Annotated in this window: 11 protein-coding genes; all 11 read left to right on the forward strand. The window is 71.1% G+C overall.

Annotated features, from left to right (window positions below; translation table 11 throughout):
* The first annotated feature begins 4 nt into the window (after positions 1-4).
* The 11 genes from mraY to ftsZ all read left to right on the forward strand — a co-directional run bounded on the left by mraY (position 5) and on the right by ftsZ (position 12,369).
* Positions 5-1,090, forward strand: coding sequence for a phospho-N-acetylmuramoyl-pentapeptide-transferase (gene mraY, locus ACRWK7_RS06985; protein ID WP_431855479.1), 1,086 nt, complete (start codon positions 5-7; stop codon positions 1,088-1,090).
* Between the two features lie 7 nt (positions 1,091-1,097).
* On the forward strand, positions 1,098-2,486 hold the full coding sequence (gene murD / locus ACRWK7_RS06990; RefSeq protein WP_431855480.1) for a UDP-N-acetylmuramoyl-L-alanine--D-glutamate ligase: 1,389 nt from the start codon (positions 1,098-1,100) through the stop codon (positions 2,484-2,486).
* Entirely contained in the window at positions 2,483-3,604 is a 1,122-nt protein-coding gene (locus ACRWK7_RS06995; RefSeq protein WP_431855481.1) for an FtsW/RodA/SpoVE family cell cycle protein, read from the forward strand. The genes murD and ACRWK7_RS06995 overlap by 4 nt, the downstream gene beginning before the upstream one ends.
* A gap of 3 nt (positions 3,605-3,607) precedes the next feature.
* Positions 3,608-4,750 carry an undecaprenyldiphospho-muramoylpentapeptide beta-N-acetylglucosaminyltransferase gene (murG, locus tag ACRWK7_RS07000; RefSeq protein WP_431855482.1) on the forward strand — a complete coding sequence of 381 codons (1,143 nt, stop codon included), beginning with the start codon at positions 3,608-3,610 and terminating at the stop codon, positions 4,748-4,750.
* Positions 4,747-4,998 (forward strand): hypothetical protein, encoded by a 252-nt coding sequence (locus tag ACRWK7_RS07005; protein ID WP_431855483.1) that lies wholly within the window; start codon positions 4,747-4,749, stop codon positions 4,996-4,998. The genes murG and ACRWK7_RS07005 overlap by 4 nt, the downstream gene beginning before the upstream one ends.
* 21 nt (positions 4,999-5,019) lie before the next feature.
* Entirely contained in the window at positions 5,020-6,444 is a 1,425-nt protein-coding gene (gene murC, locus ACRWK7_RS07010; protein WP_431855484.1) for a UDP-N-acetylmuramate--L-alanine ligase, read from the forward strand.
* Entirely contained in the window at positions 6,441-7,367 is a 927-nt protein-coding gene (gene murB, locus ACRWK7_RS07015) for a UDP-N-acetylmuramate dehydrogenase (RefSeq protein WP_431855485.1), read from the forward strand. Before murC ends, murB begins: the two co-directional genes overlap by 4 nt.
* 2 nt (positions 7,368-7,369) lie before the next feature.
* Positions 7,370-8,311: a D-alanine--D-alanine ligase gene (locus ACRWK7_RS07020; protein WP_431855563.1), complete on the forward strand. Its 942-nt coding sequence runs from the start codon at positions 7,370-7,372 to the stop codon at positions 8,309-8,311.
* Positions 8,296-9,219, forward strand: coding sequence for a cell division protein FtsQ/DivIB (locus tag ACRWK7_RS07025; protein WP_431855486.1), 924 nt, complete (start codon positions 8,296-8,298; stop codon positions 9,217-9,219). The genes ACRWK7_RS07020 and ACRWK7_RS07025 overlap by 16 nt, the downstream gene beginning before the upstream one ends.
* 28 nt (positions 9,220-9,247) lie before the next feature.
* Entirely contained in the window at positions 9,248-10,516 is a 1,269-nt protein-coding gene (gene ftsA, locus ACRWK7_RS07030) for a cell division protein FtsA (RefSeq protein WP_431855564.1), read from the forward strand.
* A gap of 86 nt (positions 10,517-10,602) precedes the next feature.
* The gene (ftsZ, locus tag ACRWK7_RS07035) at positions 10,603-12,369 is read left to right on the forward strand and encodes a cell division protein FtsZ (protein WP_431855487.1); all 1,767 of its coding nucleotides are present in this window, start codon (positions 10,603-10,605) and stop codon (positions 12,367-12,369) included.
* Positions 12,370-12,699: the final 330 nt, after the last annotated feature.

A 12,699-nucleotide genomic window follows, 5' to 3' on the forward strand; every position in this document is an offset into this window, starting at 1 on the left:
CCGGATGCTGTATAATCTCCTCTTCCCGCTGTCGGACGTCTTCACGCCGTTCAACCTGTTCCGGTACCTGACCTTCCGCACCGGCGGCGCGGTGATCACCGCGCTCATCATCAGCTTCGTCTTCTTCCCGCGCCTGATCGCCTGGCTGAAGCACAAGCAGGGCGAGGGCCAGCCGATCCGCACCGACGGGCCGGAGACGCACTTCAAGAAGAAGGGCACGCCCACCATGGGCGGCCTGATGATCATGATCGCCACGACGGTCAGCACGATCCTGTGGATGGACGTCGCCAACGCCTACACCTGGATCGTGCTGTTCGTGACGGTCGGCTACGGCCTGATCGGCTTCGGCGACGACTACCAGAAGCTGACCAAGCGCAACACCAAGGGCCTGTCCAGCCGCTTCCGCCTGGGCTGGGAGATCGGCATCGGCCTGGTGGCGACGACCCTGGTCATGCTGCTGGAGCCGCCGGCGCTGGCGGGCGGCGTCGCGGTGCCGTTCTTCAAGGACGTGCTGATCCAGCTCAGCTGGTTCTTCATCCCGTTCGGCGCCTTCATCATGGTCGGCGCCTCCAACGCGGTGAACCTGACCGACGGCCTGGACGGGCTGGCCATCGTGCCGTCCATCATCGCGGCGGGCTGCTTCGGCCTGATCGCCTACCTCACCGGCAACGCGATCTTCTCCAACTACCTGCAGATCCACCACGTGCCGGGCGCCGGCGAGCTGGCGGTGTTCTGCGGCGCGCTGATCGGCGCCGGCATCGGCTTCCTGTGGTTCAACGCGCCGCCGGCCATGGTGTTCATGGGCGACACCGGCTCGCTCTCCCTGGGCGGCGCGCTGGGCGCCATCGCGGTGGTGACCAAGCACGAGATCGTGCTGGCCATCATCGGTGGCCTGTTCGTGCTGGAGACGGTGTCGGTGATCGTCCAGGTCGCCTCCTTCAAGCTGACGGGCAAGCGCGTCTTCCGCATGGCGCCGCTGCACCATCACTTCGAGAAGAAGGGCTGGGCCGAGCCGACGGTCGTCATCCGCTTCTGGATCATCGCCGGCGTGCTGGCGCTGGTCGGCCTGTCCACCCTGAAGCTGCGGTGAGGCCGGCATGATCAACCTCTTCTACATGGACGGTCTGCCCGTGGCGGTCATGGGCCTCGGCAAGTCCGGCATGGCCACCGCCGACGCGCTCGCCAGGGCCGGCGCCGAGGTCTGGGTGTGGGACGACAGCCAGGCCAAGCGCGACGAGGCGGAGGCCGCCGGTTACCGCGTGGTCGACCTCACCACCGCCGACCTGTCGGAGCTGACGACCATCGTCTGGTCACCGGGCATCCCGCACACCTTCCCCAAGCCGCACCCGGTGGCCGAGCGCGCGCGCGCTGCCAACCTGGAAATCGTCTGCGATATCGAGCTGCTGGCCCGCTCCGAGCGCGATGCGGCCTACGTCGGCATCACCGGCACCAACGGCAAGTCGACCACCACCTCGCTGATCAGCCACGTGATGCAGGAAGCCCGACGCCGCGTCGCGGTGGGCGGCAACCTGGGCACGCCGGTGCTGACGCTCGACCCGCTGGGCGTGGGCGGCACCTACGTGCTGGAGATGTCGAGCTACCAGCTCGAGCTGACCTTCTCGATCACCTTCGACGTCGCGGTTCTGCTGAACGTCACGCCGGACCACCTGGACCGCCACGGCGGCATGGACGGCTACGTCGCCGCCAAGAAACTGATCTTCCACCGCCAGACCAAGCCGCGCACCGCCGTCATCGGCGTGGACGACGCGATCTGCCGCAAGATCTGTGAGGACCTGAAAGCCGTCGGCGACCAGCGCGTCTGGCCGATCTCCGCCGAAGGCCGCGTGCCGGGCGGCGTCTACGCCGACGCCGGCTGGCTGATCGACGACACCGAAGGCACGGCCGAGCGCGTCGCCGACCTGACCAGCTTCCCGACGCTGCTGGGCAAGCACAACTGGCAGAACGCCGCCGCCGCCTTCGCCGCCTGCAAGGCCGCGGGCGTGCCGGCGCCGGCCATCGTCGCCGCCATGACGACCTTCCCCGGCCTGGCGCACCGCCAGCAGCTGGTGCGCACCATCGACAACGTGCGCTTCGTCAACGACAGCAAGGCGACCAACGCCGACGCGGCCGAGAAGGCGCTGGCGACCTTCGACCCGATCTACTGGATCCTCGGCGGGCAGGCCAAGAGCACCGGGCTCGCCGGCCTCGACGGCTACATGGGCCGCGTCCGCCACGCCTTCCTGATCGGCGAGGCAACCGAGCCGTTCGCCGCGTGGCTGGCCGAGCGCAACGTTCCGCACACCCGCTGCGGCACGCTGGACGTGGCGGTCGGCAAGGCCGCCGAGCTGGCGCTGGCCGAGAAGAAGGCGAACGCCTGCGTGCTGCTGTCGCCGGCCTGCGCGTCGTGGGACCAGTTCACCAGCTTCGAGGCGCGCGGCGACGCGTTCGTCAGGCACGTCAACGAGCTTTCCGGGGGTGCGGCATGATCACGTTCGACCGTACCGACCAGTCCGTCTTCGGCCGCTGGTGGTGGACCATCGACCGGGTGCAGCTCGGCGCGCTGGCCGTGCTGATGGCGCTGGGCACCGTGCTGATCACCGCCGCCAGCCCCCCGGTGGCCGAGCGCATCGGCATCCAGGACACCTTCTACTTCGTCGAGCGCCACCTGATGATGCTGGCGCCGGCCGTGGCGATCATGGTCGCCATCTCGCTGCTGTCGCCCAAGGGCGTGAAGCGCGCGGCCCTGTTCATGTACATCGCGGCGCTGGCGCTGGTGTTCGCGACGCTGGTGGTCGGCGTGGAGATCAAGGGCGCCCGGCGCTGGATCCACGTGCCCGGTCTGTCGATCCAGCCCTCGGAGTTCGTCAAGCCGGCCTTCGCGGTGGTCGCCGCGTGGCTGTTCTCGCTGTCGCGCACCAACCCGGGCTTTCCCGGCGCCCTGGTGTCGATCGCGCTGTACGGCGTGACGGTGGCGGGCCTGATCCTGCAACCGGACATGGGGATGACCTTCGTGGTCTCCGCCGTGTGGTTCACCCAGTTCTTCCTGGCCGGCCTGAACATCCTGCTGGTGATGATCCTGGCCGGCGTCGGCGTCGCCGGCCTGATCGGCGCGTACTTCACGCTGCCGCACTTCGCCAGCCGCATCGACCGCTTCCTCGACCCGGCGGCGGGCGACAACTACCAGGTCAGCCGCTCCATGGAGGCGTTCGCCAACGGCGGCCTGCTCGGCACCGGGCCGGGCCAGGGGACGGTGAAGTTCTCGCTGCCGGACAGCCACGCCGACTTCATCTTCGCCGTCGCCGGCGAGGAGATGGGGCTGATCTTCTGCCTGTTCATCGTCTTCCTGTTCGCCTTCATCGTGCTGCGCGGCTTCGCCCGGGTGTTCAACGAGACCAATTACTTCGCGCTGCTCGCCGCGGCCGGCCTGCTGATCCAGTTCGGCCTGCAGGCGGCGATCAACATGGGCTCGTCGCTGCACCTGATGCCGACCAAGGGCATGACGCTGCCCTTCATCAGCTACGGCGGCTCGTCGCTGATCGCGCTGGGCTTCGGCATGGGCATGGTGCTGGCGCTGACCCGCAAGCGCTTCGGGCCGGGGGACTGACCGATGGCGAAAGCGAACAAGCCCATTCTCCTGGCGGCCGGCGGCACCGGCGGGCACATCTTCCCGGCGGAAGCGCTGGCCCGCGAGCTGCTGACGCGCGGCCACACCGTGACACTGGTCACCGACAAGCGCGGCCACGCCTTCGGCGACAGCCTGCCCGAGGTGCCGGTGCACCGCATCCGCGCCGGCTCGCCGTCCGGCGGCCTGCTGGGCAAGCTGAAGGGCGGCGTCCAGCTGCTGCTGGGCGTGTTCGACGCGCGCGCCCTGCTGAAGCGGCTGGACCCCGTCGCCGTGGTCGGCTTCGGCGGCTACCCCTCGGTCCCCACGGTCTACGCCGCCGGCCGCGCCGGCGTGCCGGTGCTGCTGCACGAGCAGAACGCCGTGCTCGGCCGCGCCAACCGCCTGCTGTTCTCCGCCGCCCGCCGCGTCGCCGTCGCCTACCCCGCGGTGTCCGGCGTCGCCGACCCGGCCAAGCTGGTGCAGACCGGAAACCCGGTGCGCCCCGCCGTCGCCGCCAAGCGCCACGCCCTCTACGACGTGCCCAGCGCCGACGGCCCGGTGCGCATCCTGGTCATGGGCGGCAGCCAGGGCGCCCGCGTCTTCAGCGAGGTGATCCCCGCCGCGCTGGCCCTGCTGCCCGCCGAACTCCGCGCCCGCGTCCACCTGTCGCAGCAGTGCCGTCCGGAGGACCTGGAGGGTGCGCGCGCCGCCCTGACGCCGCTGGCCCTCGGCTCGGTCGAGCTGGAGAGCTTCTTCCGCGACGTGCCGGAGCGACTGGCCTCGGCCCACCTCGCCATCACCCGCGCCGGCGCCTCCACCGTCGCCGAGCTGACCTGCATCGGCCGGCCGGCGGTGCTGGTCCCCTACCCCTTCGCCACCGACGACCACCAGACCGCCAACGCCCTGGCCGTCGCCGCGGCCGGCGCCGCTTGGCACGTGCCGCAGCCGCAGTTCACCGCCGAGACGCTGGCCCAGCGCCTGACCGCGCTGCTGTCCACCCCGGCCGAACTGGCGCGCGCCGCGCAGGCCAGCGCCGCCTGGGGCACGGACGAGGCCGCGTCGAAGCTCGCCGACGCCGTGCTGGCCCTGGCCGGCCGTTCGGGCAACAACGGAAACCACGCCAACGCCACGGAGGCAGCGGAATGATCAAAGCGCGCACCCCCACGCGACGGAACCCCCGCCCGCTGCAGGAGTGGCCGGCCGAGCTGACCCGCTCCGAACGGAGCTGGGGCCTGCGGCCGGACTGCCCGCTGCTGCCGCGCGAGGTCGCCGCGCACGGCTTCCTGCGCGACCGGCTGCACGTTGTCACAGGCGCGGTGCCGCTGCCGGCCGCCCTGTCCGACGACGCTGTGGACGCGACGCTGCGGCTGATGCTACGTCGCGGCCACGTTTGACCGAACACGGGTAACCGGACCATGCGCGCTCTCCCCCTCTCCATCGGCACGATCCACTTCGTCGGCATCGGCGGCATCGGCATGAGCGGCATCGCCGAGGTGCTGAAGAACCTGGGCTATGCCGTGCAGGGCTCGGACATCGCGGAAAGCGCCAACGTCAAGCGCCTGCGCGACCTCGGCATCCCCGTCGCCATCGGCCACCGCGGGGAGAACCTGGGCGCCGCGGCGGTCGTCGTCGTCTCCTCGGCCGTCAAGAAGGACAACCCGGAGGTCGTCGCCGCCCGCAACGCGCTGATCCCGGTGGTGCGCCGCGCCGAAATGCTGGGCGAGCTGATGCGCCTGAAGTGGGCGATCGCCATCGGCGGCACGCACGGCAAGACCACGACCACCTCCATGGTCGGCCACATGCTGGAGCACGCCGGGCTGGACCCCACCGTCATCAACGGCGGCATCATCAACGCCTACGGGACCAACACCCGCCTCGGCTCCGGCGACTGGATGGTGGTGGAGGCCGACGAGTCCGACGGCACCTTCACCAAGCTGCCGGCCTGCATCGCCGTCGTCACCAACATGGACCCGGAGCACCTGGACCACTACGGCACGTTCGAGCACGAGCGCGCCGCCTTCGACACCTTCGTCCAGAACATCCCATTCTACGGCTTCGCCGCGCTGTGCATCGACCACCCCGAGGTGCAGGCGATGATCCCGCGCGTGTCCGACCGCCGCATCATCACCTACGGCTTCTCGCCGCAGGCCGACGTGCGCGCCGACAACGTGCGGCTCGGTGCCGAGGGCGCGGTGTTCGACGTCATCATCACCGACCGCACCACCGGCCAGTCGGCAACGCTGTCCGGCGTGCGGCTGCCGATGTACGGGCCGCACAACGTGCAGAACGCGCTGGCCGCCTTCGCCGTCGGGCACGAGATGGGCATCCCCAACGAGGCGATGCGCGGCAGCTTCGCGTCCTTCCAGGGGGTCAAGCGCCGCTTCACCCGCACCGGCGTCGCCAACGGCGTGACGGTCATCGACGACTACGGCCACCACCCGGTGGAGATCGCCGCCGTGCTGCGCGCCGCGCGCACCGCCGGCAAGGGCCGCACCATCGCCGTCGTGCAGCCGCACCGCTACTCGCGCCTCGCCAGCCTGTTCGAGGAGTTCTGCACCTGCTTCAACGACGCCGACGCGGTGATCGTCGCCGACGTCTACGCCGCGGGTGAGCAGCCGGTGCCGAACGTCAACCGCGACTCCCTGGTGGAGGGCCTGCGCATGCACGGCCACCGCCACGTCATCCCGCTGCACGGCCCCGAGGAACTGCCGCAGATGGTGCGCGACATGGCGCGCCCCGGCGACTTCGTGGTGTGCCTGGGCGCCGGCAACATCACGCAGTGGGCGAACGCCCTGCCGGGCGAACTCGACAAGCTCTTTGGCTCCGGGAGGACTGGATGACGGCCGCGCTCGCCATGACCAACTTCCACCTCATCGACCTGATGCCGAAGTGCCGCGGCCGGCTGTCCGCCGACGCGCCGCTGGCCGGCGTCACGTGGTTCCGCGTCGGCGGCAACGCCGAGGTGATGTTCCGCCCGGCCGACACCGAGGACCTCGCCGAGTTCCTGGCGGCGTTGCCGGACGAGGTGCCGGTGACGGTGGTCGGCGTGGCGTCGAACCTGCTGATCCGCGACGGCGGCGTGCCGGGCGTGGTGATCCGCCTGGGCCGCGGCTTCGCCGGCATCGAGACGGCGGGCACCCGCGTCACGGCCGGCGGCGCGGCGCTCGACCTGCACGTGGCGACCGTGGCGCGCGACGCCGGCATCGCGGGGCTGGAGTTCCTGTCGGGCATCCCCGGCACCATCGGTGGTGCGCTCCGCATGAACGGCGGCGCCTACGGCCGCGAGACCCGGGACGTGCTGGTCGCCGCGCAGGCGGTGGACCGTCAGGGCAACCTGCACACCATTTCCAACGAGGCCATGGGCTTCACCTACCGCCACTGCGCGGTGCCCGAGGACTTCATCTTCACCGGCGCGGTGCTGGAGGGCGGCGAGGACGACCCGCTCGCCATCGCGCGCCGCATGGCCGAGATCAACGACAAGCGCGGCGACACCCAGCCGGTCCGGTCGCGCACCGGCGGCTCGACCTTCAAGAACCCGGCGGGCGAGAAGAAGGCGTGGCAGCTGATCGATGAGGCCGGCTGCCGCGGCCTGCGCGTCGGCGACGCCCAGGTGTCGGAGAAGCACTGCAACTTCCTGCTCAACCTCGGCTCGGCCACCGCCGCCGAGCTGGAAAACCTCGGCGAGGAGGTGCGCCGCCGCGTGCGCGAGACCTCCGGCGTCGAGCTGGAGTGGGAAATCAAGCGGATCGGTGTGGCGAAATGAGCATGCGCAAGAAGCACGTCGCGGTCCTGATGGGCGGCTGGTCGGCCGAGCGCGAGGTGTCGCTCGTCTCCGGCGCCGGCGTCGCCAAGGCGCTGGAGGAGGAAGGCTACTCCGTCACCGCGGTGGACGTGCAGCGCGACCTGACGGGGCTGGTCGCGGCGCTCGGCGACCCGCGGCCGGACGTGGTGTTCAACGCGCTGCACGGGCGCGGCGGCGAGGACGGCACCATCCAGGGCGTGCTGGAGTTCCTCGGGCTGCCCTACACGCATTCGGGCGTGCGCGCCTCGGCCATCGCCATGGACAAGGTGATGACCAAGCGCGTGCTGGACTCGGTCGGCGTGCGCTCGCCCCGGGGGCTCGTGCTGACCAGGGGCGAGCTGACCGGCGGCTCCCACCCGATGCCCGCCCCCTACATCGTCAAGCCGGTGGACGAAGGCTCGACCGTCGGCGTCACGCTGGTGCGCGAGGGGCAGAACAGCCCGGTCGGCGACGCCTGGACCTTCGGCGAGCGCGCGATGGTCGAGGAGTTCATCCCCGGCCGCGAGCTGACCGTCGCCGTCATGGGCGCAGGTGGTAAAGACACCAGGGCCCTGACCGTCACGGAGATCGTCTTCGAGGCGCAGCTCTACGACTACACGGCCAAGTACAGCGCCGGCCACGCCGTGCACACGCTGCCGGCCGCGATCCCGGACGCCGTCGCCGCGGAGGCCAAGCGCGTCGCCGTGCTGGCGCACGAGACGCTGGGCTGCCGCGGCGTGACGCGCAGCGACTTCCGCTGGGACGATTCGAAGCCCGGCACCGAGGGCCTGTACTTCCTGGAGATCAACAACCAGCCCGGCATGACGCCGCTGTCGCTGGTTCCCGAACAGGCGGCGCACGTGGGCATTTCCTACGGCGCGCTGGTCAGCTGGCTGGTGGAGAACGCAGCATGTCAGCACGGCTGAGCGCCCCGCCCCGCAACCCGAAGAACGAGACGCCGGCACCGCCGCGCGCCATGGCGCACGCCGCCCAGCGCGGCAACCGCCGCCGCGCCTTCCCGCGCTGGGCCAAGCCGGCGCTGAAGGCAACGCTGCTGCTGGTACCGGTGCTGGCCCTGGCCGGGTTCGCGGCGTGGCACCTGCGCGCCGGCACGCTGGGCATGGCCATCGCCGAGGCGCGCAGCGCCTTCATCACCGCCAGCGCCGACGCCGGGCTGTCGGTCAACGACGTGGCGGTGCACGGCCGAACCGCGACCGACCCGGACATCATCCTGCGGACGCTGGGCGTCGAGCGCGGCGCGCCGATCCTCGACCTCGACCTCACCGAGGCCAAGGCGCGGCTGGAGCAGCTGCCCTGGGTGGCGTCGGCGGCCATCGAGCGGCACCTGCCCGACACGCTGTACGTCCGCCTGTCCGAGCGCGAACCCATGGCGATCTGGCAGAACGACCGCCGGTTCACCGTCATCGACCGCGAGGGCCGCCCGCTGGCCGACGCCGCCGAACTGGCCCGCCGCGGCAACCGCGACGTCGAGCGGCTGCCGCAGGTCGTCGGCGCCAACGCGCCCGGCCAGGTGCAGAAGCTGCTGGCGGCGCTGGACCGCGTGCCCGCCGTCGCCAAGCGCCTGAAGGCCGCGACCTGGGTGGGCGATCGGCGCTGGAACCTCACGCTCGACAACGGCGTCGTGGTCAAGCTTCCCGAGGGCGGGATGCTGACGGCGCTGCGCCAGCTCGCCGACATGGACGCCACGGGCAAGGTGCTGGACCGCGACATCGTCGTCGTCGATCTGCGCCAGCCCGACCGCATGGTGCTGCAGACCAGCGTCATCCTGCCGGGCATGGAAGACGAGAAGAAGAAGCCGGGAAAGAAGACCTGATGACCGAAGAGGCCAAGGGGTGCTGAAGATGGGCTTCAATGGCGGGAAGAAGCCGAAGCGGCCGACGCGCGGTGGCGTCGTCGCCGCGCTCGACGTCGGCTCGACCAAGGTGTGCTGCTTCATCGCGCGGCACGAGGAGCAGGGCTCGGTCAAGGTGGTCGGCGTCGGCCACCAGCTCGCCGCCGGCGTGCGCGCCGGCGCCATCATCGACATGGAAGCGGCCGAGACCTCCATCGGCGCCGCCGTCCACGCCGCCGAGCAGATGGCCGGCGAGACGATCCGCGACGTGGTGGTCAACGTCTCGGGCGGCTACCCGGTCTCGCACACCTTCAACGCCGAGGTCTCGGTGCCCGGCCAGGAGGTGACGGACAGCGACGTCCGCCGCGCCCTGGCGCACGCCCGCGCGCTGCAGGTCGGCGCGGAGTCCACGCTGATCCACGCGCTGCCGGTGGGCTTCTCGCTGGACGGCAACCGCGGCATCCGCGATCCCCGGGGGATGTACGGCGACCGTCTGGCCGTGCACGTCCACGTCATCACCGCCGCCGCCGGCGCGGTGCGCAACCTGCAGACCTGCGTGGCGCGCTGCCACCTGGACATCGAGAGCATGGTGGTCAGCCCGTACGCCTCGGCGCTGGCCACCCTGGTCGAGGACGAGATGGAGCTGGGCGTCGCCTGCATCGACATGGGCGGCGGCACCACGACGATCTCGGTCTTCTTCGAGGGCCAGATGGTGTGGACCGACTGCATCCCGGTGGGCGGCAGCCACGTCACCAACGACATCGCCCGCGGCCTGACCACGCCCGTCGTCCACGCCGAGCGCATGAAGACGCTGTACGGCAGCGCCATGGCCAGCGCCGCCGACGAGCGCGAGATGATCGACGTCCCCCAGGTCGGCGAGGAGGAGCGCGCGTCGGGCAACCACGTGCCCAAGTCGCTGCTGGTCCGCATCATCCAGCCGCGGTTGGAGGAGATTTTCGAGCTGGTCCGCTCCCGCCTGGAGCAGTCAGGCTTCGCCAAGCTGGCCGGGCGCCGCGTGGTGCTCACCGGCGGCGCCAGCCAGCTGCCGGGCACGCGCGAGCTGGCCCAGCTCATCCTCGACAAGCAGGTCCGGCTCGGCCGGCCGACGCGCATCGGCGGTTTGGCCGACGCCAACGGCGGCCCGGCCTTCTCGACCGCCGCCGGCCTGCTGATCCATGCCGTCCGCCACCCCACCGAACTGCCGGTCACCGTCCACGAGGCGGTGTCCGGCGGCGGCATCTGGGGCCGGGTCGGGATGTGGCTGCGGGAAAACCTGTAGCCATCAAGAGTGCCTAAAACCGCCGGAACCAACCGGCATTCGCGAGCTAACCGAACGAAACCAAGGAAGGCTGAGGAGAGGCTTACATGATCAACGTCAGCATCCCCCCCATCGAGACCGAGCTGAAGCCGCGCATCACCGTGTTCGGCGTCGGCGGCGCCGGCGGCAACGCCGTCAACAACATGATCAAGTCGAACCTCGAAGGCGTCGACTTCGTGGTCGGCAACACCGACGCGCAGGCGCTGAAGGGCTCGCTCTGCGAGAAGCGCCTCCAGCTCGGCACCGCCACCACCCGCGGCCTGGGCGCCGGCTCCAAGCCCGACGTCGGCCGCGCCGCCGCCGAGGAGCAGGTCAACGACATCGTGTCGTACCTCGACGGCTCCAACATGGTGTTCATCACCGCCGGCATGGGCGGCGGCACCGGCACCGGTGCGGCCCCGGTCATCGCGCGCGCGGCCCGCGAGCGCGGCATCCTGACCATCGGCGTGGTGACCAAGCCGTTCCACTTCGAAGGCGCGCACCGCATGCGCCTGGCGGAGAGCGGCATCGCCGAGCTGCAGCAGTACGTCGACACGCTGATCATCATCCCGAACCAGAACCTCTTCCGCATCGCCAACGAGAAGACCACGTTCGCCGACGCCTTCAAGATGGCCGACGACGTGCTGCACTCCGGCGTGCGCGGCGTGACCGACCTGATGGTCATGCCCGGCCTGATCAACCTGGACTTCGCCGACATCCGCTCGGTGATGACCGAGATGGGCAAGGCGATGATGGGCACCGGCGAGGCCACCGGCGACCGCCGCGCCATCGAGGCCGCCGAGGCCGCCATCTCCAACCCGCTGCTCGACGACGTGTCGATGAAGGGGGCGCGCGGCGTCCTCATCAACATCACCGGCGGCTACGACATGACCCTGTTCGAGGTGGACGAGGCGGCCAACCGTATCCGCGACGAGGTCGACGCGGACGCCAACATCATCTTCGGCTCGACCTTCGACAGCTCGATGGAAGGCCTGATGCGGGTGTCGGTGGTCGCCACCGGCATCGACGCCGCCGCCATGGCCCACCCGCGCACCGCCGCGCACCCGGTGAACCTGTCGGTGGTCTCCGACCGCACCCGGAAGCCGGGCGCCCCGGGCCTCGGCGGCACCGCTCCGGCCGTCGCCGGGCTCGCCAGCGCCGCGCCGATGCCGGCCGTCCCGACCGCCGCCACCGCCCTGAAGGCGCAGCCGATCGCCACCGCGGCGACCGCCTACGCCATGGAGGCCCCGGTCGCCCAGCCGGCCGCCCCGCAGCCGGTCCAGCACCAGCAGGAAGCCGCTCCGGCCCCGGTCGCCGCCCCGGTCGCCTACGAGGCGCCGGCCGCCCAGCCGCACGAGGCCGCTCCGGTCGCGCACGCCCCGGCCCAGGCCACCGCGCCCGCCGGCTCGCTGCACGCCGAGCGCCGCGAAGGCGCCTTCATCCCGCCGAAGGCCGTCGATCCCGGCCCGCGCCCGCTGACCGCCGGCCCGGCCGCCGCCCCGGTGGCGCAGCCGGTCGCCGACACCCCGGACGCCCAGGCGAAGAAGCGCATGTCGCTGTTCGGCCTCGTCACCGGCCTCGGCCGCAGCGCGCGCCGCGACGAGCCGGCTCCGCAGCCCGTGCCGCAGCAGCAGCCGGCCCCGATGATGGCGCCGCAGCAGCCCCAGCCGATGCAACAGCCCATGCAGCAGCCGATGCAGCACCACCAGCCGGTGCAGCAGCAGGCGCCGCAGCAGCCGAGCCTCGGCATCCAGGCCGCTCCGCAGCCGAAGCTGCACGCGGCCGAGGAAGACGTGCTGGACATCCCGGCCTTCCTGCGCCGTCAGGCCAACTGATCGAAGCACGCGAGCACCCCGCCGGCGGCGGCCTCTCCCCAAGGCCGGCGGGCAGCATCCGAGAACCTTCCTTGACTTGCCTCCGGGGCGCATCCCGCCCCGGAGGTTTCTTTGGCGTGTCCGGGCTACGCCCTGTCCGATCCGCCTAAGCGATTGCAACAAACCGTAATAAAGAGTGATTTGTCCTGTCCGAGTCCCGGTGCTAGGTAGCATGCGTGGTGTTTTGCCAAGTCGATCAACCGTCCGCTGCGAACCGATGGCTGATCAACATTGTTGGTGAACCCCGCAAACGCGATCAGATCAGGACGTTGCCGTGACTCATATCGGTGG

The organism is Azospirillum sp. (assembly GCF_050789165.1).